Origin of the sequence: Brevibacterium aurantiacum (assembly GCF_003932995.1) — a bacterium.
GTDB lineage: Bacteria > Actinomycetota > Actinomycetes > Actinomycetales > Brevibacteriaceae > Brevibacterium > Brevibacterium aurantiacum.
The window spans coordinates 2,114,649-2,139,728 of sequence record NZ_CP025333.1; the positions used below are offsets into that span (position 1 = coordinate 2,114,649).

23 protein-coding genes are annotated in these 25,080 nt (G+C 63.3%); 6 read left to right on the top strand and 17 right to left on the bottom strand.

What is annotated here, in order from left to right; translation table 11 throughout:
- Positions 1 to 9 precede the first annotated feature (9 nt).
- Together CXR25_RS09850 and CXR25_RS09855 are read left to right on the top strand one after the other, a co-directional pair.
- Positions 10 to 753: a glycerophosphodiester phosphodiesterase family protein gene (locus CXR25_RS09850; RefSeq protein WP_114384904.1), complete on the top strand. Its 744-nt coding sequence runs from the start codon at positions 10 to 12 to the stop codon at positions 751 to 753.
- 77 nt (positions 754 to 830) lie between these two features.
- Positions 831 to 1,172, top strand: coding sequence for an RNA polymerase-binding protein RbpA (locus CXR25_RS09855; protein ID WP_029417638.1), 342 nt, complete (start codon positions 831 to 833; stop codon positions 1,170 to 1,172).
- A 122-nt stretch (positions 1,173 to 1,294) separates the two neighbouring features.
- Here CXR25_RS09855 and CXR25_RS09860 read toward each other — a convergent pair whose 3' ends face one another.
- Together CXR25_RS09860 and CXR25_RS09865 are read right to left on the bottom strand one after the other, a co-directional pair.
- Positions 1,295 to 2,068 carry a polyprenol monophosphomannose synthase gene (locus CXR25_RS09860; protein ID WP_009881280.1) on the bottom strand — a complete coding sequence of 258 codons (774 nt, stop codon included), beginning with the start codon at positions 2,066 to 2,068 and terminating at the stop codon, positions 1,295 to 1,297.
- A 283-nt stretch (positions 2,069 to 2,351) separates the two neighbouring features.
- Complete coding sequence (locus CXR25_RS09865; protein WP_009881281.1) at positions 2,352 to 3,305, bottom strand: hypothetical protein; 954 nt, start codon at positions 3,303 to 3,305, stop codon at positions 2,352 to 2,354.
- Positions 3,306 to 3,383: 78 nt separating this feature from the next.
- Here CXR25_RS09865 and CXR25_RS09870 point away from each other — a divergent pair, with 78 nt between their 5' ends.
- Together CXR25_RS09870 and secA2 are read left to right on the top strand one after the other, a co-directional pair.
- Complete coding sequence (locus tag CXR25_RS09870) at positions 3,384 to 5,129, top strand: 5'-3' exonuclease H3TH domain-containing protein (RefSeq protein WP_240518460.1); 1,746 nt, start codon at positions 3,384 to 3,386, stop codon at positions 5,127 to 5,129.
- A gap of 42 nt (positions 5,130 to 5,171) precedes the next feature.
- Positions 5,172 to 7,433: an accessory Sec system translocase SecA2 gene (gene secA2 / locus CXR25_RS09875; RefSeq protein WP_009881283.1), complete on the top strand. Its 2,262-nt coding sequence runs from the start codon at positions 5,172 to 5,174 to the stop codon at positions 7,431 to 7,433.
- Between the two features lie 85 nt (positions 7,434 to 7,518).
- Here the strand turns inward: secA2 and CXR25_RS09880 are convergent, their stop codons facing one another.
- From CXR25_RS09880 to CXR25_RS09900, 5 genes are all read right to left on the bottom strand, one after another.
- The gene (locus CXR25_RS09880; RefSeq protein ID WP_114384905.1) at positions 7,519 to 10,242 is read right to left on the bottom strand and encodes a DEAD/DEAH box helicase; all 2,724 of its coding nucleotides are present in this window, start codon (positions 10,240 to 10,242) and stop codon (positions 7,519 to 7,521) included.
- A gap of 7 nt (positions 10,243 to 10,249) precedes the next feature.
- Positions 10,250 to 11,077 (bottom strand): twin-arginine translocase subunit TatC, encoded by an 828-nt coding sequence (tatC, locus tag CXR25_RS09885; protein ID WP_307722867.1) that lies wholly within the window; start codon positions 11,075 to 11,077, stop codon positions 10,250 to 10,252.
- A complete protein-coding gene (gene tatA, locus CXR25_RS09890) occupies positions 11,074 to 11,355 on the bottom strand; it encodes a Sec-independent protein translocase subunit TatA (protein ID WP_009881286.1) in 282 nt (93 codons plus the stop codon). The genes tatC and tatA overlap by 4 nt, the downstream gene beginning before the upstream one ends.
- Before the next feature lie 99 nt (positions 11,356 to 11,454).
- Positions 11,455 to 12,342: a WYL domain-containing transcriptional regulator gene (locus CXR25_RS09895; protein WP_009881287.1), complete on the bottom strand. Its 888-nt coding sequence runs from the start codon at positions 12,340 to 12,342 to the stop codon at positions 11,455 to 11,457.
- Positions 12,326 to 13,348 carry a helix-turn-helix transcriptional regulator gene (locus tag CXR25_RS09900; RefSeq protein ID WP_236850405.1) on the bottom strand — a complete coding sequence of 341 codons (1,023 nt, stop codon included), beginning with the start codon at positions 13,346 to 13,348 and terminating at the stop codon, positions 12,326 to 12,328. Before CXR25_RS09900 ends, CXR25_RS09895 begins: the two co-directional genes overlap by 17 nt.
- A gap of 40 nt (positions 13,349 to 13,388) precedes the next feature.
- Between CXR25_RS09900 and CXR25_RS09905 the strand changes: the two genes are divergently transcribed.
- Complete coding sequence (locus tag CXR25_RS09905) at positions 13,389 to 14,513, top strand: DUF3866 family protein (RefSeq protein ID WP_029416450.1); 1,125 nt, start codon at positions 13,389 to 13,391, stop codon at positions 14,511 to 14,513.
- 63 nt (positions 14,514 to 14,576) lie between these two features.
- Here the strand turns inward: CXR25_RS09905 and CXR25_RS09910 are convergent, their stop codons facing one another.
- From CXR25_RS09910 to dop, 7 genes are all read right to left on the bottom strand, one after another.
- On the bottom strand, positions 14,577 to 14,951 hold the full coding sequence (locus tag CXR25_RS09910) for an FKBP-type peptidyl-prolyl cis-trans isomerase (RefSeq protein WP_009881290.1): 375 nt from the start codon (positions 14,949 to 14,951) through the stop codon (positions 14,577 to 14,579).
- Positions 14,952 to 15,012: 61 nt separating this feature from the next.
- Positions 15,013 to 15,969, bottom strand: a complete 957-nt coding sequence (locus CXR25_RS09915) for an FKBP-type peptidyl-prolyl cis-trans isomerase (RefSeq protein ID WP_241212326.1) — start codon at positions 15,967 to 15,969, stop codon at positions 15,013 to 15,015.
- A 36-nt stretch (positions 15,970 to 16,005) separates the two neighbouring features.
- Entirely contained in the window at positions 16,006 to 17,409 is a 1,404-nt protein-coding gene (gene pafA, locus CXR25_RS09920; RefSeq protein WP_096161968.1) for a Pup--protein ligase, read from the bottom strand.
- The gene (gene prcA / locus CXR25_RS09925) at positions 17,409 to 18,104 is read right to left on the bottom strand and encodes a proteasome subunit alpha (protein ID WP_096161967.1); all 696 of its coding nucleotides are present in this window, start codon (positions 18,102 to 18,104) and stop codon (positions 17,409 to 17,411) included. The genes pafA and prcA overlap by 1 nt, the downstream gene beginning before the upstream one ends.
- Entirely contained in the window at positions 18,101 to 18,901 is an 801-nt protein-coding gene (prcB, locus tag CXR25_RS09930; RefSeq protein WP_180957319.1) for a proteasome subunit beta, read from the bottom strand. Before prcB ends, prcA begins: the two co-directional genes overlap by 4 nt.
- A gap of 1 nt (position 18,902) precedes the next feature.
- Positions 18,903 to 19,094 (bottom strand): ubiquitin-like protein Pup, encoded by a 192-nt coding sequence (locus CXR25_RS09935; RefSeq protein WP_009881295.1) that lies wholly within the window; start codon positions 19,092 to 19,094, stop codon positions 18,903 to 18,905.
- Positions 19,091 to 20,632, bottom strand: a complete 1,542-nt coding sequence (dop, locus tag CXR25_RS09940) for a depupylase/deamidase Dop (RefSeq protein WP_069600206.1) — start codon at positions 20,630 to 20,632, stop codon at positions 19,091 to 19,093. The genes CXR25_RS09935 and dop overlap by 4 nt, the downstream gene beginning before the upstream one ends.
- 32 nt (positions 20,633 to 20,664) lie before the next feature.
- Between dop and CXR25_RS09945 the strand changes: the two genes are divergently transcribed.
- Positions 20,665 to 21,072: a DUF3054 domain-containing protein gene (locus CXR25_RS09945; RefSeq protein ID WP_069600207.1), complete on the top strand. Its 408-nt coding sequence runs from the start codon at positions 20,665 to 20,667 to the stop codon at positions 21,070 to 21,072.
- Between the two features lie 14 nt (positions 21,073 to 21,086).
- Here CXR25_RS09945 and arc read toward each other — a convergent pair whose 3' ends face one another.
- Genes arc through CXR25_RS09960 form a run of 3 tightly spaced genes read right to left on the bottom strand, consistent with a single transcriptional unit; the run spans position 21,087 to position 24,980 of the window.
- A complete protein-coding gene (arc, locus tag CXR25_RS09950; RefSeq protein WP_009881298.1) occupies positions 21,087 to 22,739 on the bottom strand; it encodes a proteasome ATPase in 1,653 nt (550 codons plus the stop codon).
- Positions 22,736 to 23,773 (bottom strand): tRNA (adenine-N1)-methyltransferase, encoded by a 1,038-nt coding sequence (locus CXR25_RS09955; protein ID WP_009881299.1) that lies wholly within the window; start codon positions 23,771 to 23,773, stop codon positions 22,736 to 22,738. Before CXR25_RS09955 ends, arc begins: the two co-directional genes overlap by 4 nt.
- 46 nt (positions 23,774 to 23,819) lie before the next feature.
- On the bottom strand, positions 23,820 to 24,980 hold the full coding sequence (locus tag CXR25_RS09960; protein ID WP_009881300.1) for a site-2 protease family protein: 1,161 nt from the start codon (positions 24,978 to 24,980) through the stop codon (positions 23,820 to 23,822).
- Between the last annotated feature and the right edge of the window lie 100 nt (positions 24,981 to 25,080).

A 25,080-nucleotide genomic window follows, 5' to 3' on the forward strand; every position in this document is an offset into this window, starting at 1 on the left:
GATTGGACCATGAATTCTCAGGCAGAGATCATCGCCCACAGAGGCGGGCAGTGGCCCGGTATGAGTGAGAACACCCTCGAGGCGTTCGCGTCCGCGCATCAGGCCGGCGTGCGGTGGATGGAGACCGATGTCCATGCGTCTGCCGACGGAGTCGTGTTCGCCGCCCATGATGCCGATCTGGATCGCATCGCAGGTCGCCCCCACCGCATCCGCGATCTCAAGGCCGCCGAACTCGATTCCATCGAACTCATCGCAGGCGGGCATCTGCCTCGCCTGACCACGCTTCTGGAGGAGCTTCCGGACCTCGCCTGGAACATCGATGTCAAAGCCGCCCACTCCATTGCACCGATGATCCGCACCATCCGCAGCCGCGAGGCTGGAGAGAGGATCCGGCTTGCCTCGTTCTCCTCGTCGACTCTGCGCAGACTGCGCGAGGCCCTGCCCGGGGTCCGTTCTTCGGCCGGAGTGTTCGAGTCTGCCCTGTTTGCCTTAGGCGCCCTGCCAGGAGTCGCGGATTCCGGCCTGACTCCGCTGCCAGCCGGTCTCGATGCCCTGCAGGTGCCGATGTCGTTCAAGGGCCTCCGTGTCCTCACCGAGGACTTCGTTTCGCGTGCTCACCGCTCGGGCCTGCAGATCCATGTGTGGACCATCAACGACGTCGCCGAGATGCGCACCCTCCTCGACCTCGGCGTCGATGGGATCGTCACGGATGATGTCCTGCCGGGGCTGCGCGAGATCGCGGCGTGGACCTGAGTGCTGGGAATAGGCGTAGACGGTAGACTGTTCCTTCGTATGAGACGTCTGCAGTCGAGTCGGAAGGTGAGAGAGATATGAGCGAACGCAGTCTCCGCGGTACACAGTTGGGCTCACGCAGCCTGGAAACGGAAGAGGGCGTCGAACCGGCACCTCGCCAGATGGTCGAATTCGAGTGCGAAGACGGAACCAAGTTCAAGGTTCCCTTCTCGATCGAAGCCGAAGTGCCCTCCACCTGGGACTCAGGCATCCACGGCATCGGCACTCGTGTCGGCGTGAATGAACCCGATGGGGAGCCGGGCAAGCATGTGCGGTCCCACTGGGACATGTTGCTTGAGCGCCGCTCCTTCGACGAACTTCAGGTTCTGCTCGATGAGCGACTCGCCGTTCGTCGCGGAGAGGTGCCAGCACAGGCCTGAGCGCCTCTGTACTGAGTCACACGAACGTATCCGAGCGGAAAGGGCGGGGTGCAGGTCATCGGACCTGCGCCCCGCCCTTCATCGTCCCGAAACTCATCGTCCCGAAACTGCCGGGAATCACCTCACGCAGTTCGACTGCGTGTTGTCAGACGCTCAAGCAGGCCCCGAGCCTGACGTCGGCGCCGGGTCAGTCCCCATCCGGCGACCTTGGTGAATGCCTCGGAGATGATCGATCCGCTCATCTTCGACTCCCCCAGCTCGCGTTCGACGAAGACGATGGGGACCTCGGCCACGCGGAATCCGGCTTCGACGGTGCGGTAGGTCATGTCGATCTGGAAGCAGTAGCCCTGAGACTGCACCTCGGAGAGATCGAGGTTCTGCAGTACTTCTCGCGAATACGCACGGAACCCTGCTGTCGCGTCTTTGACGCCGAGGCCCATGACCGCGTTGACGTAGATATTGGCTCCGCGGGAGAGGAAGAAGCGTGAGCGTGGCCAATCCACGATCGCCCCGCCGCGAACCCAGCGTGAGCCGATGACGAGGTCGGCGTGCCCGGCCTGAGCGACGGCCAGCAGCTGCCCGAGGTCAAGGGGGCGGTGGGATCCGTCGGCGTCGAATTCGCAGATGATCTCGTAGTCGCGTTCCAGCGCCCATTCGAACCCGGCGATGTAGGCCATTCCCAAACCGGACTTCTCACTGCGGTGCAGGACGTGCAGGCGTGGGTCGGTTCGCGCCTGTTCATCTACCCATTCGCCGGTGCCGTCAGGTGAACCGTCGTCGACGACGAGAACATCGACGTCGGGCTGGTTCTCAAACAGCCCCGACAGCGTCACGGGCAGAGCGAGTCGTTCGTTGTAGGTCGGAATGACGACCAGAGTCTTAGAAACCACGGCCACTACGATACGCGTCGCGGCAGAGAAAATATGAGCCGACACCCTCGCCTTCGGACCACGTTGAGCAACGAGTTATCTAATGACGGGGGTGCCGGCTCCATCCCAGCTGCTGTGGAATGTCAGCAACGAATCTAGTGGCTCTCAGCGTCTTTGCAAAATCGCTCTGACCTGGGGTTATGTTCAAATCTCCAGGTCAGACGCAAGACAGAATGATGAAAATAGATCTTCCTCGGCGTGTCGTCTTGCCTTCGATGAGTCGTGACTCGACTCACACAAGCGGCTGCTTCTAGACGTCCTCGCCGAGCGGAATGCGGGTCGGCAGTGCAACGTCAGAGGAAAGCTCCGGCAGTCCGGGAGTACCCGAGCGGGGGTCTGTGCTCCACGCCGCCACACGTGCGTCTGCAACCTGAACGACGAGTCGTTCCACCTGCCACCGCACGAAATCCGCATCCGCGCCCGGGGCAAGGACTCCCCCATCGGGATTGCCGGCGGCGCGGTGAGCGAATCGGGTGGCCGCGTTGAATGCTGCGCGTGCACCGATTCCGTTCTCCCCGACGACTGCCGAGCGCACCGTCGCCCACGGGGAATCCTGTGAGTCGGTCCACGACACCTGAGCACCTGCCGAGAGCAGCTGCGCCAGAGGTTGGGGCTGTGCCGGATCGAGAGTGATCGCGATGCCGGAGTAGCCCAAAGGAGTGACGAACTCCTCTTCGACACTGAAATCCAACAGCAGGCGATAGCCGTTGCGCTGGGCCAGTGCTGCCTGTCCGCGCACGCGGTCAAGGACCTCGCCCAGGCGCTGGTTCGACTCGACCTGGATGTACAGCGCGGTCTCGGGCATCTCGTCGAGGCCGAGGAAGTCGCCCGCGGCGATGCTCGCCCGGCCCTCGACCTGGTCGGCGCTGCCAGCGTCGTCGGACCCGATCTCGGGGTAGGCGACGATCCGCAGGCCCTTCGGTGCGCGAGCCTGGAAATCCTCCACATCCTCGGCGCTGCCAAGGATGTGCGCGTGCGTGTATCCGGATTCGACGAGTCGATTCCCATCGGGATCACCGCCACCCAGAACCAGTCCTGCATGGACGAAGCCTGGGGTCAGGAAATCCCCGTCGAGGTTGATCGCATCGGGGTCCGCTGCAAGCGCAGCTTCGTCGGAGCCGATGAACGAGACCTTTCCGTCCTTCGAGCCCAGGGCAGTCGCAAACGGGTCGACGCTGCTGTAAACATCTCCACCAAAGTACATAGTCACAGCCGACAGGTTACACCTCTGCTGTGGGCGACGTTGCACTCGCGTCAGGGGTGTCGGGTATCGTCATCGAGTGTGAAGCCCTTGGTTCTGATTGACACGCCTGCCCTGTACTACCGTGCCTTCTATTCGGTTCCCGACTCGATCGTCAACGACGAAGGTCAGCCGGTCAATGCCGTGCGCGGCGTTCTCGATGCGATTGCGCAGATGATCCGTCGCTTCGACTCCCCTCGAGTCGTGGCGACCATGGACGCCGACTGGCGCCCGGCATTCCGCACCGCGATCATGCCCGAGTACAAGGCCGCCCGAGTCAAGGACGCCGAGGCAGGCACGGAGATCCCACCCGAATTGGACGCGCAGCTGCCGATCATGACCGATGTCCTCCGTGCCGCAGGCATCCCCATCGCCGAGGTTGACGGCACCGAAGCCGACGACGTGATCGCGACCATGGCCGCCCAGTCGCAGACACCCGTGGTCATCGTCTCCCCCGACCGTGATCTGCTTGCCCTCATCGATGCTGCCTCCGATGTGAGCGTGCTGCGTCCCCGCAAGGGCGGAGAGTGGGAGGCCATCTCCCAGGCCGACCTGCCCGAGGCCTACGGAGTCCCCGATGGCACCAGGTACCGTGAGCTCGCCGCGATGCGCGGAGACCCCTCGGACGGATTGCCGGGAGCACCGGGGATCGGAGAGAAGACCGCAGCGACGCTGCTGGCGAACTTCGGTTCCCTCGAATCGATCATCAAGGCAGCCAAGGCCGGGGTGAAGACCGGAGGTCTCAGCCCCAAACGAGCCGCCACCCTCATCGAGGAAGAGGAGACGCTGCATAAGACCATCGAGGTCATGCGCTGTCTGACCGATGTCGCCCATGGGCTCGATCTCGAATCGGTCCCCGGCGAATGCGATCGTACTGCGGTTGAGGCTGCGGCCCACGGCCAGAACATTCGTCGTTCTGTCGACAACCTCATCGCCGCACTCGGCGATGCCGGCCGAGGCAACGACCAGAGCGGAACCACACAGCCGGCGCCGGTGCCTACCAGCACGACAGCCGCAGGGGCAGGGTCCGGGCCCGCATCAGGATCCGCAGCCGCCTCAGTCTCTCCTGCGAAGTCTCGCGCCTCGCAGAGTCCGGGATCGGTCTCGGCCGAGGCCTGGTCACAGTCGCGACTCGTCGGCTTCGACCTCGAGACGACCGGCGTCGACCCGGCGACTGCACGCATCGTGACTGCGGCCTTCGTCGAATCCGCCGAAAACGCCCGGACCTGGCTGGCCGATCCCGGAGTCGAGATTCCCGAACCGGCCCGGGCCGTTCATGGAATCACCACCGAGTTCGCCCAAGCCAACGGAGCACCGGTCGCCGAGGTGGTTGCCGAGCTCTGCACGGTCCTCGCCGATCTCAAAGCGGAAGGTGCCGTGGTCGTGGGCCACAACATCGTCTACGACCTCAGCGTCATGTCCGCCGAGGTCAAACGCCACCAGCCCCACATCGGTCTCGCGGCCCTGCTGCCGACGATCGTCGACACCTTCGTCCTGGACAAAAAGGTCGAGCAGTTCCGCCGCGGCAAGAGGACCCTGACCGAGACAGCCAAGCGGTGGAAGGTTTCTCTGCTTGATGCCCATGATGCCGCCGCAGACGCGCTGGCCGCCCTGGACATTTCCCGAGCGTTGGCACAGAGCTCAGAGGAAATTGCCCAGCTCACCCGGGACGAAATCATGGCCGCACAAGGCGAATGGAAACGCGACCAGGCCGCTGACCTGCAATCTTGGCTGCGCAGAAAAGGCAACGCCGAAGCCGTCGTCGATGGCTCCTGGCCCATGGCCTGAACGATAGAATCAACTGCGACCATCACTCGACAAAGGACGATAATGGGTTTCTTCTCACGACTGCTCAACCGACCCGGCGCCCAGGCCGACAAAGCAACGGGATGGTTCGACAAGGCCGCCGACGATATGGCGGCCGCGAGTCGTGAATACGCGGAGCTCGATGACAGCGGCCTGACCGAGGCAGCTGCCGACATCTTCACCTCAGGTTCTGCCCAGGACAACCTCGTCCGCTACTGCGCGCTGGCCCGTGAGGCTGCCGAACGGTCCCTGGACGAACGTGCCTATGACACGCAGATCAAGGGTCTCGTCGGGCTCCTGAAGGCCAATATCGTGCAGATGGCCACCGGTGAGGGTAAGACCCTCGTCGGTGCTCTCGCCGCCGCTGGATACGCCCTGCAGGGACGTCGCGTCCACGTCGTCAGCGTCAACGACTACCTCGCAGTCCGCGACCGTACCTGGATGAAGCCGCTCTTCGACCTCCTGGGTGTGAAGTCGGCGTCGATCTCCGGGACCCAAAGTGAGACCGAACGCCGTGAGGCCTATGGCGCTGAGGTTCTCTACGCCTCCGTCACCGAGGTCGGATTCGATGTCCTCCGCGACCGATTCGTCACCGACGATGACCAGATCCGTGTCCCGGACCGCGATGTCGTCATCGTCGATGAGGCCGACTCCGTGCTCATCGACGAGGCGCGTGTCCCACTCGTCCTCGCCGGCTCGGCCAGTGTTGAAGATGCCAACGCTGCGATCGCAGCACTCGCCGAGAAACTCGAGCCAGACGTCGACTACGAGATCAGCCCGGATCACCAAGCTGTTTCCCTCACAGATGCAGGCATCACCCGAGTGGAGACGGAACTCGGTGTCGAGCTCTTCGACGAAGACGCGTCCGACCTCGCAGCAGTCAACCTCGCCCTGTATGCGAAGTCCCTGGTCAAACGCGATGTCGACTACCTTGTCGTCGACGGAAGGGTGAAACTCATCTCGGCCTCCCGCGGGCGCGTCGCCGAGCTGCAGCGCTGGCCCGACGGACTCCAGGCCGCAGTTGAGGCCAAGGAAGGCGTCGGCACCACCGAAAGCGGAGAGATCCTCGACCAGATGACCGTCGAAGAACTCATCCACGGTTACAAAACGGTCTGCGGAATGACGGGCACCGCGCTGGCAGTCGGAGATGACCTGCGTGAGTTCTACAACCTTGAGATCGTTCCCGTCGACACCCACCTGCCTGTCATCCGCAATGACGAACCCGACCGCCTCTACACCTATCAGGAGTCGAAGGAACGCGCGATCGTCGAGGAGGTCGCTGAGAACCATGCCAAGGACCGTCCGGTGCTCATTGGCACCTCATCGGTGGCAGAGAGCGAATCCCTGGCCGAGCGACTGGTCGAACGCGGCATCGAGGTCACGGTCCTCAACGCCAAGGATGACTCGCTCGAGGCTGAGGTCATCGCCGCCGCTGGTGCCCCCGGTGCCGTCACCGTCTCAACTCAGATGGCTGGACGCGGCACCGACATTCGGCTGGCCGATGACAGCGTCGCCGAGGCCGGTGGCCTGCTGGTCATCGGCGCCGGTCGCTACCTGTCCTCACGACTTGATGACCAGCTGCGCGGTCGTGCAGGTCGTCAGGGTGACCCGGGAACCTCGGTGTTCTTCACCAGCCTCGAGGACGAGCTGCTGACTCGTGTGCCCGAGATCCAACGCTTCGTCTCCGAGGGAGATGAGACCGGTTGGATCGAGTCCAAGCGCGCGCTGAGCCTCGTCGAACACGCGCAGCGTATCGCTGAAGGTCAGAACACGGCACTGCATCGCGACACGTGGAAGTTCAACGAACTCATGGCCAAGCAGCGCGATCTCGTCCTCGCCCGGCGCAGGGAGCTGCGTGTCGATGATGAGGCTATCGACGAACTCAAGACCCGCCTCGGGGATGTGGCCGAGAACCTGGCGGAGGACCATCCTCAGGAGCTCGTCGATGAGACGCTGCGCGAGGTCATGCTCTTCCATCTCGACGCACGTTGGGTCGATCACCTTGCCTTCCTCAACGACCTGCGTGAGGGCATTCATCTGCGCACCTTCGCCCGTGAGAAGCCGCACGAGGCATTCAACACGGAATCGATCCGCGTGTTCTCCACCTTCTGGTCCGATGTCATCGACGATTCCGCATCGACTGTCGAAGAGGCAGAGTTCACTGATACGGGTATCGACCTGGCCTCGCACGGGCTCAAACGTCCGTCGTCGACATGGACCTACCTGACCACGGAGAGCGCATTCGGCTCCGACATCGAGAACATCGTCAAGAAGGTCAAGCGCTGAGCAGTCGCCGGGCCACCCCGTTTTAGGGAGAGCCCGGCGGTCACTGCCGCAGGCAGACCAGCTGTCACCCCTGGCAGACCAACTGTCAGGAGTCTGCGACGACTCCGCGACGGATGGCTTCGATGGTCCGCCGGATGCGCACAGCGGTCTCCGGTTCGGCCACCTCGGCGACCTGACCGAGGAGGTCAAGGCTCTGTTTGGCCCACCGGACGAAGTCGCCAGCGGCGATGTCGGTGCCGCGCAGGGAATCGGCGAGGTTCTTGCCTTCGGTCCAGCGGTACATCGGTTTGAACAGGCCCCGGTCGGGTTCCTGAGTCGTCGACAGCGCGTGCTGCTCCTCCAATTGGAAGAGCTTGCGCCACATCGTCACCGCTTCGTCGCCGTTGACCTTGAGGTCGCGGCTGGGTGCGCGCTCCGAATGGAGTGTGTCGGCGCGCCGTGACTGGAAGACGAAGCACGATGCGAATGCTGCGAGTTCAGGTTCGACGAGGTTGTCCCACAGCCCGGCTCGGATGGTCAGTGCCACGAGCAGGTCTCGTTCCCCGTAGATGCGGCGCAGCATATCGGACTGCTCGGGATCGAAGCCGAGGGTGCGCAGCACATCCTGAACACGTTCGAAGACGAGGGCGATCGAGGTCGTCCTGCCTTCGATGCGAGCGATGAGCGAATCGTTCTCCTTGACCAGTTTGGCCGCTCGGTTGGCCCACCTGGCGTGCATCTCACGGTCGGGGCAGTCATGACAGGGATGGGCACGCAGCTGCGCGGTCATCTCCGTCACGCTCGAGCTCACACCCGGGGAACCTGGTTTGGACTCCCAATGTGCCTCGTGATCGACCTTACCCTCGTGGATGGCGTCGTTGAGGATGCCCAGCAGCTGCCGGCGGTCCCCTGCCTGGCGGTGGTTGAACTTCTTCGGCACTCGAACTCGACCCTGGGCTGGCAGCGGCGCGGTCACCTCGTGGGGCCGCAGGTGCCAGACTTTGCCCTGTTCGGTCAACACTGTCGGCAGTCTGGAACCCCCATCCCGGGAGCTCATGGGTGCGATGATGACCGCTGCGCCTTCGACTCGCTTCGTCGGCAGGGTGACGACATCGCCGATCTTGAGAGCGGTCAGGGACTCGACGATCTCACGCTGCCGATTCTTCGACTTCGTGCGAGTCTCCTGCTTCTCGGTATCGCTGATGGCCTGCCGCAATCGCGCGTACTCAGCGAAATCGCCCAGATCGCACTTCATCGACTTCTCATAGGCCGCGATCGTGGCCTCGTTCTTGCGCACCTTCTTCGCCAACCCCACGACGGCCTTGTCCGCCTGGAATTGTGCGAACGAGGTCTCCAGGACCTTCGCAGCCTCGGAGGAGCTCATCCGGGACAGCAGGTTGGCTGTCATGTTGTAGGTGGGTCCGAACGCAGAATTGAGTGCATAGGAGCGGTTGGATGCCAGCCCAGCGATCTCGTTGACTTCGAAGCTGGGATGCCAGATGACTACGGCATGGCCGATCTGGTCGATGCCGCGGCGCCCTGCGCGTCCGGTCAGCTGGGTGTACTCCCCCGGCGTGATCGAGACGTGGGCCTCTCCGTTGAACTTCACCAGCTTCTCAAGAACCACGGTGCGGGCAGGCATGTTGATGCCCAATGCCAGGGTCTCCGTGGCGAAGACGACCTTGATGATTCCTTGGGAGAACAGCTCCTCGACGAGCTGTTTGAACTGCGGGATCATTCCCGCATGGTGGGCGGCGACTCCCAGGAGAAGACCTTCGCGGAACGAATGGAACCCGAGGATGCCCAGATCCTCGCTGGCCAGTTCATCGCGCAGCTTTTCGAGTGCGGCGTTGACGATGACCTTCTCTTCACGTGAGTTCAGGTCGAAGCCCGAGCTCAGATACTGTTCGACCGCTTCGTCACAGGCATTGCGCGAGAAGATGAACATGATCGCCGGCAGCATTCCGGCCTCTGCCAGAGAGGACACGACCTGGGTGCGGCTGGGCCTGCGGAAACGGGCCCTAGTGGCTCGTTCACGCTTGGAACGGGGCCCGCCGTGGGTCCGAGTCGCATGATTGAGCGCAGGATCGATTCGGTCGGAGTCGTGGTGGGTGAACAGATCGTACATGCGGTGGCCGACGAGGACATGGTTGACCAGCGGCACGGGCCGGTGGGAGGTGGAGACGACGGTGGTGGGTCCGCGTACCTCGCTCAGCCAGGCACCGAATTCCTCGACGTTGGACACCGTTGCCGACAGCGACACCATCTGCACCCGGTCCGGCAGATGGATGATCACTTCTTCCCACACGGGACCACGGAAACGGTCGGCCAGGTAGTGAACCTCGTCGAGGACGACGAAACCGAGATCAGAGAGCCCAGCGACATCGTTGTAGAGCATGTTGCGCAGGACCTCGGTGGTCATGACGATGATCGGCGCGTCACGCCGGATCGAGGTGTCGCCGGTGAGCAGACCGACGTTCTCCACGCCGTGGACGTCCATCAGGTCATTGAACTTCTGATTGCTCAGCGCCTTGATCGGGGTCGTGTAGAAGACCCGTTTGCCTTCGTCTCTGGCCAGCTCCACAGCGAATTCCGCGATCAGAGTCTTACCCGCTCCGGTGGGGGCGGTCACGAGGACGTCTTTGCCGTCCTGCAGTTGGGCGCAGGCCTCAAGCTGGAAGTCGTCGAGCTCGAATTCCATTCTGGCCGAGAACCGCCCTAAAGGAGTCTGGGCCTTCTTCGTCCGGTCCTTGTAGTCGGCATAGGCCGCCGAGGGGCTCAGCGTCTCGGTCTCGGCTGAGGATTGGATCGGGCTCTCGGATTCAGTCATGGCTCTCTCAGTCAATCGGTTCGTCGGGGTCGACCCACAGGCCCTGGGCGATGAGTCGTCTCTTGCGTCTCCGGTCGCTGAACAGGCAGATCACCCATGCCACAGCAAACAGCGTAAGCATCGGGATGACCAGGAAGAACATCGACATGGCGTCGGGGGTGGGGGTGGCGATGGCGGCGAACAGGAACACGATCATCACAATCACCCGCCAGGACTTCTGGATCCTGACGGCTGAGAGGATACCCAACATGTTGAGTCCGACCATGAGTACCGGCAGGACGAATGCGAGTCCGAAGACCACGATGATGACCATCACAAAGCTCAGGTAGTCCTGGGCGGGGATGATGTTGGTGCCGCCTGCCGGCGTGAAGGACGTCAGTGCTTTGACGGCGTTGGGAAGGGCGAAGAAGGCCATGGTCGAGCCCGCGAGGAACAGCGGAATGGCTGCGCCGAGGAAGCCGACGGAGTACAGCTTCTCCTTCTTCGTCAACCCCGGAACGATGAACGCCCAGACCTCGTAGAGCCAGATCGGACAGGACAGGAAGATGCCGATGAAGAACGACAGTTTGATCTTCAGGTCGAACGGGGAGGCGACTCCGGCGAAGTTGATCTCCGCGGTCCGGTCCCCCGAGGCTCGGATGCTGCGGATCGGCTCCTGCAGGATGTCGAGGACCGGGTCGTAGAGGAACCATCCGGCGACGGCTCCGAGGGCGATTGCGATCGCCGCGACAAGGCTGCGGTTGCGGAGTTCGATGAGATGCCCGACGACGGGCATCTTCCGTTCGGGATTCTTCCTACGTGCCGAAGCCGAACGCCGGTTGTTGTGCTCTTTCACTTCTCGTGAGACTGCGGATCCTGCTTTTCCTTCGCAGGCTGCTCAGGCTTTCGAGCAGCCTCGGCGGTTGTCGAGGTGTCGTTTTCGGTCGCTTCGCGGTTGAGTTCGCCCGGTTCCGTCTTCTTGGGCTCGTCGTCATCACGGAGATCCTTGACCTCGGATTTGAAGATCTTCATCGACTGACCAAGGCTTCTGGCCAGCGCCGGCAGCTTGGGTGCGCCGAAAATGATCACGATGATGAGGATCACGATCGCGATCTGCACGAAACTCGGTTTCATGGGGACTCCTTGACTGTTGTCTGCTGTGAAAGATTCTACGCTCTGTGGCTGTGCCTTTCATCCTCGCCGCACGGCAGGGCGGGAACGCGAAGACCGGGCTCAGCCCAGGCGCTGCAGCGCGGCTTCCACCGCGTCGCTGTCGTCGATGTCGGTGATGACGTCGGCATGGCACAGCAGGAAACGACTCAACCAGTCGACGGAGTGCACAAGGAATCGAATCCGCACACTTGGCTCACCGTTGGCGAAGTATTCACGCTCACTCAACTCGAGTTCATCCGCGAGCCATGCTCCATCCGGGGCCAGTGTCATGGTGACCTCATGCGCACTCGACTGCTGATCGCCGACGCCCAGTGGAGGATGAACAGCGGAGTTCCAGGAGCGGATGCTGCTCAGGGCGAAGCGCCGCGGAGCCTGGGCGCTGTAGCACCAGGCATCCAGGTACCAGTCTGCGCCGGGGACGAGCCGGCTGGGGGCGACGATCCGCCGAGTGAGTTCGTCTCGGGAAGCGACGTAGTAGTCGATCTCGACCGCGGCCTCGGCGTCGATGGCCTGCTTAAGGAAGGTCATGAGCTCCTCATCAGCGGGGATCGGACTGACCTCGACCGGGGTGTGCAGGTTCTCCCCCGCCGCCAGCCTGAGTTTCTCTGCCGCCGTCCGCACTGCCTGAGTGTCGAGACCCGGCAGCGTATCGATGAGTTCGAGAGCCAGGACGAGAACCCCTGCCTCCTCCGCACTGAGGCGGACCGGGACGGAGACCTCCTCGGCGTTGGAGATGTAGATCTTCCCGCCTTCCCAGCTGGCATCGATGAGATCATCGGGCATGTGCCCGGGCCGACCGGTGACGAAGAGGAGCTGCAGGTCATCGATGAGGGTGTCCGAGTCGATGTTGAAATATCCGGCGGTCTCCTCGAGATCTGCTCCCGGATGGGCATCGAGATAGGGCACCAGGCTCAGCAGCCGGGTGAGTCGTTCACGCGCTGAGGACATTGCGACCTCCGAGTCGTTTGAGGGACTCCCTGACCGTGTGCCGACGATCGTCGACAGCCTGGACCAGTTCCGCAGGCTCAAGCACGACGACTGCTGTTCCGAAGCTCACGATCTCCGCGGCAAGTGAGGCCGCATCGGTGAATTCGACGATGATGGCATCGTCCTCGGTGCGGACCTGTCGCCGGACCAGCGGGTCGGCACGGTGGGCACGGATGCGCAGCTTCGCCTCGGCGACGACAGCCATCTCCGTGCTCGAGTTCAAGGCCACGTGGGGTGCGAAGTCAGCGGGAATCTCGTAGTCACCGGGGTCGCGGCCGCCGAGCTTCGTCAGCTTGCCCTCGACCCGGGAGAGCCGGAAGGTGCGCTGAGCACCACGGTCGATGTCGTGGCCGAGGAGGTAGACACGGTCACCGCGGCTGAGCAGCGCATAGGGTTCGAGCTTGACCTTGCGGGGGCTCTGACCTGGTTTGTGATATTTGAAGCTGATGGCCTCACGTGCGTTGATGTGGTGGAGGGCGGTGGCGAAGTTCACGCTGCCGAGCTTGCGTGCGGCAGGACCCTGGTTGGCTTCGACACGACCTGGTCCTGCCTCGGTGAGGTCGATGCCAAGGGCACGAAGCTTCGTCAGGGCCTGAGAACTGGACTCGCCGAGTTCGGTATCGGACCAGAACTGTGCCGCCACGGCTACCGCCGCCGCTTCGGCAGGGGTGAGCTCAACGTCGTCCATGGCATAGTCATCGGCGGAGATCCGGTAACCCGTCTCCCCGGTATCCGAATAGGCATCGTGTTCGGCTCGGGTGGCGATCGTGATCCCCATATGCCGCAACAGCTCCTTGTCACGGGAGAACTTGCGGTCGAAGGCGATGTCGTCAAGGCCTGCGTAGCCGTCGATGGCACTCATCAGGGTCTTCCTGGAGACCCATCCGCGGGCGGCTCTCAGAGCGATCAGCAGGTTCATCAGACGCTCGGTCTGCTGCCTCTGTCGACTGGCGCGGGGTGCATTCACAATTCCACCGTAACCTAATGCGGGCGATAGTCTTAGGACCATGATTCATTGGCGCAGAGGAACCGTGACCACGATTCGCTCCACCCGGCCAGGATACACAGAGGTCGAGGCCGATATTGACCAGGCGCTGCCAGGCACGACGATCACACACATCAAGGCCGTGGCGTACACCGAGGCGATCGGGCATCCGCAGGTCGGAGACACGGTCCTGCTCAACGTCTCGGCTCTGACCAAACGTCTGGGCACCGGTGGTTTCGGTCTCGTCATCGCCCTGCCCGATGCGCTTCCGGCCGACCCGCCGGAGGGGCCGGGGCATCTGGTCAAGGACCGCTACTCCCCTCTGCAGACGATGGTCCTCGGCGTCGACGATCAGGAATCGGAGCACCACGAGACCCTCGCCAGCGAAGAGACGCTGCACGACATGCCGGTGCTCGCTGCGGACCTGCATTCGGCGCTGCCTGCCATCATCGCCGGCATCCGGACGGTGCGGCCCGAGGCACGGATCGCCTATGTCCTCAGCGACGGTGCGGCACTGCCCGCCAGCTTCTCCCAAGCCGCCGCCGGGCTCAAGGACGCCGGCTGGCTGCACGGAACGATCAGCACCGGCCAATCCTGGGGTGCCGATCTCGAAGCTGTGACCATTCACACCGGACTGCTGGCCGCCAAACATGTTCTGGGCGCCGATATCACCATCGTCGCGCAGGGTCCGGGGAACCTGGGCACCGGCACCAAATACGGCTATTCGGGTCTGGTCACCGGCGAGCACCTCAATGCCGCTGCCCTGCTGGGCGGGACCCCGGTAGGTGTCCTCCGGATGTCCAATGCCGATGCTCGGGGCAGACACTTCGGCATCTCCCACCATTCGCTGACCTCTCTGGCAGAGATCGCCCGCCCCGGAATGACGATTCCGGTCCCGGACTTCTCCACCCTCGCCGAGGCGGACCGTCGAGAGATGGACACCGACCCCGCCGTCGTGGCCGAGGTCGCAGCGGCACAGCTGCCGATGCTGCACATGCACAATCAGGTCGACGTGAGCCTGGAGGGACTGTGGTCCGGGCTCAAGTCCTCACCGGTGGCTCTGTCGACGATGGGACGAAAGCTGCCCGCCGATGCGGCAGCGTTTCTCGCTGCCGCCGCGGCGGGCAGGCTGGCCGCCGAGCTCTGAAGCCGCGGCGGCCACACTCTCCTCAGCCCCAGGGCTGAGGAGAGCTCATCAGTTTTCAGTGTCTCAGCGGACGCCTTCGAGATCGCAGACGAAGATCAGTGATTCGCCGGGCTTGATGACGCCGCCTGCACCCTGATCGCCGTAGGCCAGGTGCGGTGGGATCTGCAGCGTACGCCGACCGCCGACCTTCATGCCTTGGATTCCCTGATCCCAGCCGGAGATGACCATGCCGGATCCGAGACGGAACTCGAGCGGGGTCCCGCGGTTGTAGGAGGCGTCGAACTCTTCACCGGTTGAATGGGCGATGCCGACGTAGTTCACGCTCACGGTATGACCGGGAGCCGCCTCGGCGCCGTCACCGATGATGTCATCAACGATGACGAGTTCGGTCGGAGCCTCTGTTCCGGGGAATTCGACGACTGGTTTCTGCTTGCTCATGGTGTCTCCTTATGTCGTGGTTCTGTGGTGTTCAGGGACCCAGTTCTTCGCGAACTGAGTCTCAGCCCTGAGCGGAGAGGACGTCGATGACGAACACGAGGGTGGCGTTGCCGGGAATGCTCGGCGGGCTGCCCTGCTCTCCATATCCTTTGTCGGGCGGAATGACGAGGACGATCTGGCTGCCGACCTTCGCACCGACGAGACCTTCGTTCCATCCGTCGATGACCTGAGCCTGACCGACTGGGTCGACGGCGAAGGGTCCACGACCATCCTGCCAGCTCGAGTCGAAGTACTTCGAATTGTCGTCCCAGAGCCAACCGGAGTAGTGCACGGCCACGTTCTGGCCCTCTTTGACCTTCGGTCCCTCGCCCTCGATCGTGGTGTACGACTCGAGTTCCTTCGGGGCCTTGCCCTTGGGCTTCGAGATCGAGGGTTCACCGTTGTCTGCCCACTTGACGGTCACGGGGTTCTTCGACTGGTCGATCTTCTTGCCTTCGGCGCGAGTCAGCGGCTTCGTGGTATTTCGAATGTCGGCGGGGGAGACGAGCGTCTCAGCGGGCTGACCCTCCTGTGCGCTGCCGTTGAGCGACATGAGCACACGCGACCCGACCTTCGCGTCCAAAAGCGCGTTGTACAGATCCTCGGAGATCTGGCTCTTGTCCATGGGGAACCCGGCCGGTGACTTCGAGTCGTAGCTCGACTCGATCTGTTTCCCGGTCGTGCCCGAGATCAGGGTCATCTGCGCGGTGACCTGTTCGCCGTCGGCGACCTTGTCACCCTTGCCTTCGCTGATGACCGACTTCCCGGTCTTGTCGACGACCAGGGGTGCCTCGAAGCTGACCTTCGGCTTCTCCCCGACCTTGCCCTTGACGGTGACGTCGTCGAGGCTGGTCGACTTCGCGTCTTCGGCCGAGACGGAAGCCGGGGCACTTGCAGTGTCCTCCGCCTCCTCGCCCTGCCCGCAGGCGGACAGCAGCAGTGTGGCGGCCGCGATGACGGCGAGCACTTTTGTGCGCACGTGGTTCCTTTCGTTCAAGACCAGATCACTGAGATCTTACAGGCCCGCGATGAGAGCTTCGGCCTGTGGGTGTGTGGGCTCGAAGGGGTTCTTCAGTGCCACGGCCCGACCGGATTCGTCGTTGAGTCGCAGATGCACCCAGTCGACCGTGTAGTCTCGGCGTGCGGCATGAGCGGCACGGACGAATTCGCCGCGGATCGCTGCTCGTGTGCTCGTCGGCGGAATGTCCTTCGCCTTCTCCCGTGCCTCGGCGGAGACCAGGTTCTTCGCCATCCCTGTCCGCTCCAGCTTCGGAAACAGGCCGGTCTCGGGAGTGATGTCGTGATAGGCGATGTCGAGGCGGGAGATGCGGGCATCCGTGACGTCATCGATGCCCCGGGCCAGGGCTCGATCGATGAGGGTCTTCTTCATCACCCAATCGATCTCGTGGTCAACGGCGGAGAAGTCCTGAGACTCGACCGCCTCAAGCATTCTGGTCCACAGGTCGATGACGTATTCGGCCATGCCATCGTCGCCGAGGCTGTGGTCGCCGTTGTCGACGATGACTCGAGCACGGTCTCGATAGTCGGCGAGCAGATTCAGCGGGGTGATCGTCGTCCCGTCGGTGCGTTCGAGTTTGACCGAGCCCGTGAGGTCCCTGGCGACGAGACGGATGTCGCGGACGGGGTGGCGCAGGCCGTGTTCGGGGATCCGTGCTCCCTGTTCGATGAGGTCGAGCATGAGCACGGCGGACCCGATCTTGAGCGCCGAGGTGGCTGTCGACATCGAGGAGTCACCGACGATGACGTGCAGCCGGCGGTACTTCTCCGCGTCGGCATGGGGCTCGTCCCGGGCGTTGATGATCGGGCGTGATCGGGTTGTGGCCGAGGACAGTCCCTCCCACATCACATCCGAACGTGCCGAGAGTCCGAACATCATCTCCGACTGGTTGGCCTCGACATCGGGTTGGAACGAGGACTGTGCGGGAATGATGGCCCCGGCCCCCACCAACAGCTGCCTGGACACGAGGAACGGCAACAGCACCGTGGTGAGACGGTTGAAATCGAGGTTGCGGCGGATGAGGAAGTTCTCGTGCGAGCCGTACGAGTTCCCGGCCGCGTCCGTATTGTTCTTGACCATGTGGATTCTGCCGCCGAGGCCATCTGCTTCGATACTCGCCTGGGCCTGATTCAGCAGATCGATCATCAGTGACTCCCCTGCCCGGTCCTGGGTGAGGAGGTCGCTGAGCTTGTCGCATTCCGCGGTGGCGTATTCGGGATGGGATCCCACATCAAGGTAGAGCCGCGAACCGTTGGGCAGGAACACGTTCGAGGAGCGTCCCCACTCGACAACGGGTCGGAACAGGTAGCGTGCGATCTCCTCCGGGCCGATCCGTCGATCGCCCTCTCCTGCCGAGTGAGCGAGACCGTATTCGGTTTCGAGGCCGTAGATTCTGGCCATCAGTCCTCGTCTTCCCGCAGCGAGACCATCAGGGCGTCGCTGAGTCGTTTGAATGTGCGGTGTCCGCTGGCGTTGCGATCAAGCACCGCTGCTTCGAGATCCTTGGTCGCCAAGGTCCCAGAGGTGGCGATGGCGAGTGCGCGAACACCATGGTCGAAGACCTCGCTCAGCGGCATCACCGAGGTCCTCAGGTCCTTCAGTGTTGCGGTGATCGCATCGGCCTGCCCGCCGATGGCCACGTGCTCGGTCTCATCCATCACCGAGCCGTCGTAGCTGAGGCGGTAGAGCTGATCTGTGTCGGCGGTCAGGCCGAGTTCGGCGACGACGAGTTCGACTTCGAAGGGCTTCGACTCTGTGGTGAAGACCCCGGCCAGGGTCTGTGCGTAGGCGTTCGTCAGGCCCCGAGCGGTGACATCGCTGCGGTGGTAGGAGTATCCGCGCAGGTCGGCGTAGCGCACCCCGGCTTGGCGCATCGTCTCGAATTCGTTGTACTTCCCCACGGCAGCGAAGCCGATGCGGTCGTAGATCTCGGCGATCTTATGCAGCGTCGGTGAGGGGTTCTCCGCGAGCAGGAGGATGCCTTCGTCGTAGCGCAGAACCACCACGGACCGTCCTCGGGCGATGCCCTTGCGGGCGAAGTCGGCCCGGTCCTTCATCAGCTGTTCCGGTGAGACGTAGAACGGTGCCTGGCTCATGACTGGGCCTTCCTGGTCCGACGGTCTACGACCTCGGCGGCAACCGACATCACGTCGGCGGAGGGGACCTCGACGACGCCGTTTTCCAGGTCGACGGTGAAGATGGTCGGGGCGATCTGTCTGACGAAGTCGGGGCCGCCGGTGGCGGAATCGTCGTCGGAGGCATCGAAGAGTGCTTCAACGGCGACCGAGATCGCCGCGTCGAATTCGAGACCGGGCTGCCACAGCTTCTTCAGCGCCCCGCGAGCGTAGCCGGATCCGGAGCCGATCGAATGGAATCGGTGCTCTTCGTATTTGCCGCCGGTGACGTCGAAGCTGAAGATCTGTCCGGCAGGAGTGGCCTCGTCGACTCCAGCGAAGAGCGGAACCACGGACAGTCCCTGCATGGCCAGGCTGAGGTTGCCGCGCAGCATCGATGCCAATCGGTTCGCCTTGCCGGCCAAGGACAGGCGGGCGCCTTCGATCTTCTCGTAGTGTTCGAGTTCGAGTTGGTAGAGGCGGATGAGGTCGAGGGCAAGTCCGGCAGTCCCGGCGATGCCGATGACCGAGAAGTCATCGGCCGGGCGCACCTTCTCCATGGAGTGGGAGGCGATCATGCTTCCGATCGTCGCGCGCCGGTCACCGGCCATGAGGATTCCCGCGGCGGTGCGGAAGCAGATGATGGTCGTGCCCTCAGGGACCTGATGTCCCAGATCATGCCCGGCCGTGGTCGGCAGCGCTTCTGGGGCCACGGCACGGGCGAATTCGACGAACGAGTTGCTCGTCGAGCTCAGAAATGCAGGAGAGAACCCCGACATCTCATTGGCCGCCCTTCTGGACGAAGTTGCGCACGAACTCCTCTGCATTCGTTTCGAGGACTCCGTCGATCTCGTCGAGGATCGAATCCACGTTCTGGGTGTTGATCTGTCCCTGCACGGCCTCCGGCGGATCGACGGGTGCTTCTCCCCCGCCGGCCGAATGATCCTTCTGCACCTGTTCCTGCGAACTCATTTCGCACCTCTTTCATCGTTCGTCGTTTTCAGTCTATCCACTCCCAGCGCCTGCAGCAGTGCCTGCGCATCGGGCACTTCGGCCAGTCGCTCGGCCAGGAGTTCGCGGGTGCCCTTCAGCGGTTCGCTCATCGGCAGACGCACGATCCCGTAGTCTCCGGCGTCGAGGACGAGCGAGTCCCAACTCGCTGCGACCAGCGATTGCGAGAATCGGGTCACGGCCAGGGATCTGAGGTAAGCGCGAGTCCCGTCGGGTGCTGAAGTCACCGCCTTCTCCACCTCATCATCGGTCGTCAGGCGTCGGATCCGCCCGGCCTTCTCGAGCTTGTAGAACAGACCCTTCTCCGGCCGCACATCGTGGTACTGAACGTCGATGAGAGCCAGCTTCGGGTGATCCCAGTCGAGGTTCTCCTTCTGCCGGTAGCCTTCGAGCAGCACCCATTTCGCAACCCAGTCGATGGAATCCGAGAGGCTGCGCGGGTCTGTGCTCAGACCATCTAAGAGTCGTTTCCATTCAGCGAGGACCTCGCTGGTGTCGGCGTCATCACCAGCGTGTTCGAGGCAGGCGGAGAGGTACGCGTTCTGGATCTCGAGGGCTGTCATCGTTGTGCCGTCGGACATGGGCAGCTTGGTGCTGAGTTCGAGGTCATGGCTGACATCCCACAGTGCCTGCATCGGGTCGGCGAGTTCGAGAGTGGGGGCGAGTCCGGCTTCGATGAGTCCGAGGACAAGCGAGGTGGATCCGAACCTGACCAGGGTGGCGGGTTCGGCCATCGTGGCATCACCGATGATGACGTGCAGTCGACGGTATTTGGCCGGATCGGCGTGGGGTTCATCGCGCGTATTCACAATCGGCCTGCGCAGGGTGGTCTCCAACCCCACTTCGGCTTCGAAGAAGTCGGCACGAGATGAGATCTGGAACCCTGCGGTCTCGCCTTCGCGCCCGATGCCCACACGACCGGATCCGCAGAGAATCTGCCTGCTGACGAAGAAGGGAATCAGGCCCACGACGAGGTCGTCGAAGTCCACTGCCCGGTCGACGAGGTAGTTCTCGTGGGTGCCGTAGGACGAACCCTTCGAGTCGGTGTTGTTCTTGTAGAGGTTCACGGGTTCGTCTGTGGCCGCGAGAGTGCGCACCGAGGCCAGGGCCACGAGGTCTCCGGCCCGATCGTAGGTGACGAGATCGCGCGGAGTCAGCACCTCCGGCGAGGAGTATTCGGGGTGAGCATGGTCCACGTAGTAGCGAGCACCGTTCTCAGTCACCACGTTGGCCAGGTACTGTGCTTCCACCGATTCTTGGGGCATGTGGGTGAGCTGGGAGATATCGGCGTCGGCGACGTTCATGAAGAATCCGCGGGCGTCGGCCAGAGGGGATTCCGTGGCGAAGTCCCAGAAGTTCTGGGACGACTTCAGCCCGCGCTGTCCCGCATAGGCGTCGACGACACGCGCCGAGTCACGCATCGGGTTCGCGCCCGGATTGCCCGGCTGGCTCAGCCCGAACTCGGTCTCGGACCCCATCACGCGGTGGACACTGAGCATCTGAACTCCCTCTAACGTTTAGACTCGGGGACGTGGCAACGAAGAAATCTCATCTCCCGATCGCGTTGATCGTCGACCTCGTCCTGGTCGTCCTCTTCACCATCATCGGTCATTACACACATTCTCATAATTTCGATCCCCAGGGGCTGCTGACCACAGCGTGGCCGTTCCTGGTCGGACTCGGCATCGCCTGGCTGCTCGCAGCTGTCTGGGACCGTCCGATCGCGCCCTTGGCCACGGGAACAGGAGTCTGGGCGATCACCATCCTCATCGGCCTCGTCATCCGCGGCATCACGGGTGCCGGAGGCGAGCCGGGACAGGTGCCCGTGAGCTTCATGATCGTGGCCACGAGCCTCAATCTCATCACCCTGGTCGGGTGGCGCATGATCGCCACGGCCGTATCCGGCGGCGGCACCAGGCCTCGCCGACGCCGCCGCTGAACAGGCGGACCGGATCAGACCAGATCTGAGTTCGGGTACACCTCGGCGATGTCCGACTCCAAAGGCACCGCAGGCGCTCCACGAGTCGTATCCAGGTGCATCATCCGCAGATGAGTCACCCGCTCCCCCTTGCGTCCTGAGATTCGGGCCCATTCGTCGGGATTCGTCGTATTGGGCAGATCTTCGTGCTCGCTGAATTCCTCGGCGATGGCCTCTTCGAAGTGCCTGGGCTGCAGACCGCGTTCACCCGTCTCGAGCAGAGATTTGATCGCGCTCTTCTTCGCCCGGTCCACGATGTTGTGGATCATGGCACCGGAGGCGAAGTCCGCGAAGTGCAGGACTTCCTTCGCTCCGTCGGCATAGGTGACTTCGACGAATTCGTTCTCCGGCGACAGGGCGAACATGCGATCGACACAGAACGAGATCAGGGCCGACACCGCCTCGGCGGGGGTCTCATGTCCTGACAGCACGCTCGGGTGCAGCGGCAGGTCGACGGTGAGGTACTTCTCGAAGATGTCTCGGGCCGCATCAGCATCGGGACGTTCGATGCGGATCTTCACATCGAGGCGTCCCGGGCGCAGAATGGCCGGGTCGATGAGGTCCTCACGGTTCGATGCGCCGATGACGATGACATTGTCGAGCTGTTCGACACCATCTATCTCGGTCAGCAGCTGCGGCACGATCGTCGTCTCCACGTCCGAGGACTTGCCGGTGCCGCGCGTGCGGAACAGCGATTCCATCTCGTCGAAGAAGACGACGACGGGGAACCCGGCCGAAGCCTTCTCCCGAGCCCGGGCGAAGATGAGTCGCAGCTGACGTTCGGTCTCACCGACGTACTTGTCGAGCAGCTCGGGGCCCTTGATGTTGAGGAAGTAGGTCTTCCGAGACTGGCCTGCTCCGGTTCGATCTGCCAGCGAGTTGGCCACGGCCTTCGCGATCAGCGTCTTGCCGCAGCCGGGTGGGCCGTAGAGCAGGATGCCCTTGGGTGGTTTGAGGCCGTGCTCGGTGTAGAGCTGAGGGTGTTCGAAGGGCAGCTCCACTGCGTCCTTGATCTGACCGATCTGGTCGGCCAGTCCACCGATGTCGGAGTAGGTGATGTCCGGGACCTCTTCGAGCAGCAGCGAGGAGACTTCCGGCTTCTCAACAACCTGGAGGGCGTAGTGAGTACGGGTGTCGACGACCACGGCGTCTCCGACGCGCAGTCCGGAGTCGATGAGATCTTCGCCGAGGATGAAGACCTGCTCATCATCGCCGGGAGCGCCGACGAGGATGCGGGTGTCGTCGACGAACTCACGCACGTTGACGACCGAGCCCACCGGGGCGAAGGAGCCGGTCCCGATGATGACGAGGCCTTCGGAGAGCAGCACGTCGGTGCCGGCACGCAGCTCGGCAGGGTCCACCTCGGGGCCGACGGCGACGCGCATTCGGCGTCCGCCGACGATGACGTCCGCGTTCAGTCCCTTATCGCCGAGCCCGATGAGCGTGCCCCAGTTGTTCGGCGGCTCCGTCAGTCGACGGGCCTCTTCCTTGATCCTGTTGAGCTCATCGCGTGCTGTGCGCAGGGTCTTCGACAGGGCTTCGTTGCGTTTTCCGGCGCTGAAGAGCTGTTGGCGCAATGCCGCAGTGTCCTCGCGCTGACGTTTGGCTTCGGGCGTGGTCTCGGTCATTGGTCCTCCTTCGACCCTTGAGTGTCCGACTCGGGAGTCGACACGTCGTGGTCCAACCGTTTTCCTGCTTCGCGCATGACGCGACGCAGTTTCTTTCCCTGTGCGACTCTGGCGCCGACGGCTTCGTTGGTGACTTCCGGTTTCGTCCAGGCATCAACGTCTTCGCTCGATGCCGGGGCGCCCTGTGGTCGTTTCTTCTTCTCCAACGGGGCGACTCCGGGTGCCATGCGTCGGGCGATGACGAGGAAGCCGGTGTGGGCGATCATCCGGTGATCGGGACGGACGGCGAGTCCATCCACGTGCCAGCCTCTGACCATGGCTTCCATCGACTGAGGTTCGCTGAAGCATTCGGTGGCCCGCAGCGCCTCTACGAAGCGAGAGAGCTGGGGCACGGTGGCCACATAGGCGATGACGACTCCCCCGGGTGCCAGAGCCCCGCTCACCGCGTCTAGAGTGTTCCACGGTGTGAGCATGTCCAGGACGACCCGGTCGACGGTGCCTGGCTCGTAGGCCTGAGGCAGCTCCTCGCTCAGGTCCCCCACGGTGACCGACCAGTTGTCGGGGCGTCCGTCGAAGAAATCTGCGATGTTCCCGGCGGCGATGGTCGCGAACTCTTCGCGCAGTTCGAAGGAGTGCAGCCGTCCGGTGGGACCGACTGCCCGCAGCAGGGCCATGGACAGTGCCCCGGATCCGACGCCTGCTTCGACGACGACTGCACCGGGGAAGATGTCGCCGAGGGTGACGATGAGCCCGGAGTCCTTGGGATAGACGACCGCGGCCCCTCGGGGCATGGACAGGACGAAGTCCTCGTAGCGGGGACGGAAGACCTGGAAGTCGATGCCCCCGGTGTTCGACACGATGATGCCTTCGGTGCGACCGATGATGGCGTCGTGTTCGATGAGTCCCTTGTGGGTGTGGAACAGCTCACCGGGAGCGAGCACGATGGTGTGCATACGGCCCTTGGGGTCGGTGAGCTGAATCTTCTCGCCGATCTTCAGGGCCCGGCGGGGATCGGTATGGCTTGCCTCAGTCATGATGCGTCCACTCTACGCTGATGGGAAGTGTCTCAGCACACCTGGTTCAGGCTGCGAGAAGCTCGTCGAAGAATTCCTGCAGGTCGATCACGCCCACCAGGGTGTTCTCGTCCATGACCAGGCTGAATTGCGCCTTGGGGCGATGTGTCAGCGACTCGAGCAGATGGGGTGCTGTGATGTCCTTCGGGACACCGATCCACCCGGCGAGGGGGCGGGCGACTTCTCCGGCCGGGACCTGGTCCAAGGACTCGGCGAGGCGGCCGGCAGCGGCATGCCTGTCAACGAGGCCGTAGGGCAGGCCCTTCTGGTCGAGGACGACGATGAGGGTGCGTTCCTTCGCATTGCCCAGCGTGTTCGCGTAGTCGAGAGTGTCCGCAAGATCGGCGTCCCAGGTTGCGGCGATAGCCGGCTGGATCACCTGGGAGAGGTCGTAGGTCTCCATCTTCCGGGCCCGCTTCGCGTGAGTTGCCGCGTCTCCGGCGGAGAACCACAGCATGATGGCGATCAGCGACATCCACGCCACCGTCAGAGGGTCGGGACGCTCTCCGGCCAGCAGCGGGGTGATGACAGACCAGCCGATGAAGCCGATGGCGATGACTCGCCCGACCCAGCTGGCAACGATCGTGCCCAGGTACTGCGAGCCGGTCAGTCTCCACATCAGAGCCTGCAGAGCCCACCCTCCGTCGAGCGGAATGCCCGGCAGCAGGTTGATCGCGCCGAGGGCGACGTTGGCGAAGGTGACCGCGATCAGCAGGAGCCACGGCACCGAGGTCGGCGAGACCGCGCTCAGGCACCACCAGCCCAGCAGCGCCAGCACGATGTTGACGATCGGACCGACGATGGAGATGACGAAGCTGGTGAGCGCCGCCTTGTCACGAGGATTGTCGGCCTGCGGCTCGAACCGGGTGAATCCACCCCAGATGTTGAGTTCGATCGCGGCGACCTTGAGCCCGTAGAACTGGCCGGCGACACCGTGTGCCAGTTCGTGGAGGAAGACCGACGCGAACAGGAGGACCGCATACGCGAAGGCGACGAACCAGGCCCAGACACCGAGGTCGGGCCGGACGGTATTCACCCACGGGGCGAACAGGATCGTGATCACGATGGCGGCGAGGAACCATGACCAGGCCAGGATCACCGGGGCGCCGAGAACAGTCCCCAGGCGCAAGCCCGAAGAGGCACCAGTCTGGTGATTTTTCGCGGACATGGAAGGAGTTCCTCTTGCTTGGGGTCGGGTCTACTCAGCCTAACAGCGACGGGGTCCTCGACGTGTTCTGACGCGTCGTGTCAGGGCAAGTCGTTAGAGT

Coding starts and splice junctions, on each gene's coding strand:
- CXR25_RS09850 (WP_114384904.1), top strand. CDS start 10: ATGAATTCTCAGGCAGAGATCATCGCCCACAGAGGCGGGCAGTGGCCC.
- CXR25_RS09895 (WP_009881287.1), bottom strand. CDS start 12,342: ATGTCCTCAGCGCGTGAACGACTCACCCGGCTGCTGAGCCTGGTGCCC.
- arc (WP_009881298.1), bottom strand. CDS start 22,739: ATGACCGAGACCACGCCCGAAGCCAAACGTCAGCGCGAGGACACTGCG.
- tatA (WP_009881286.1), bottom strand. CDS start 11,355: ATGAAACCGAGTTTCGTGCAGATCGCGATCGTGATCCTCATCATCGTG.
- dop (WP_069600206.1), bottom strand. CDS start 20,632: ATGCTCAGTGTCCACCGCGTGATGGGGTCCGAGACCGAGTTCGGGCTG.
- prcB (WP_180957319.1), bottom strand. CDS start 18,901: ATGTCGGGGTTCTCTCCTGCATTTCTGAGCTCGACGAGCAACTCGTTC.
- prcA (WP_096161967.1), bottom strand. CDS start 18,104: ATGAGCCAGGCACCGTTCTACGTCTCACCGGAACAGCTGATGAAGGAC.
- CXR25_RS09865 (WP_009881281.1), bottom strand. CDS start 3,305: ATGTACTTTGGTGGAGATGTTTACAGCAGCGTCGACCCGTTTGCGACT.
- pafA (WP_096161968.1), bottom strand. CDS start 17,409: ATGGCCAGAATCTACGGCCTCGAAACCGAATACGGTCTCGCTCACTCG.
- secA2 (WP_009881283.1), top strand. CDS start 5,172: ATGGGTTTCTTCTCACGACTGCTCAACCGACCCGGCGCCCAGGCCGAC.
- CXR25_RS09955 (WP_009881299.1), bottom strand. CDS start 23,773: ATGACTGAGGCAAGCCATACCGATCCCCGCCGGGCCCTGAAGATCGGC.
- CXR25_RS09880 (WP_114384905.1), bottom strand. CDS start 10,242: ATGACTGAATCCGAGAGCCCGATCCAATCCTCAGCCGAGACCGAGACG.
- CXR25_RS09855 (WP_029417638.1), top strand. CDS start 831: ATGAGCGAACGCAGTCTCCGCGGTACACAGTTGGGCTCACGCAGCCTG.
- CXR25_RS09960 (WP_009881300.1), bottom strand. CDS start 24,980: ATGTCCGCGAAAAATCACCAGACTGGTGCCTCTTCGGGCTTGCGCCTG.
- CXR25_RS09935 (WP_009881295.1), bottom strand. CDS start 19,094: ATGAGTTCGCAGGAACAGGTGCAGAAGGATCATTCGGCCGGCGGGGGA.
- CXR25_RS09905 (WP_029416450.1), top strand. CDS start 13,389: ATGATTCATTGGCGCAGAGGAACCGTGACCACGATTCGCTCCACCCGG.
- CXR25_RS09910 (WP_009881290.1), bottom strand. CDS start 14,951: ATGAGCAAGCAGAAACCAGTCGTCGAATTCCCCGGAACAGAGGCTCCG.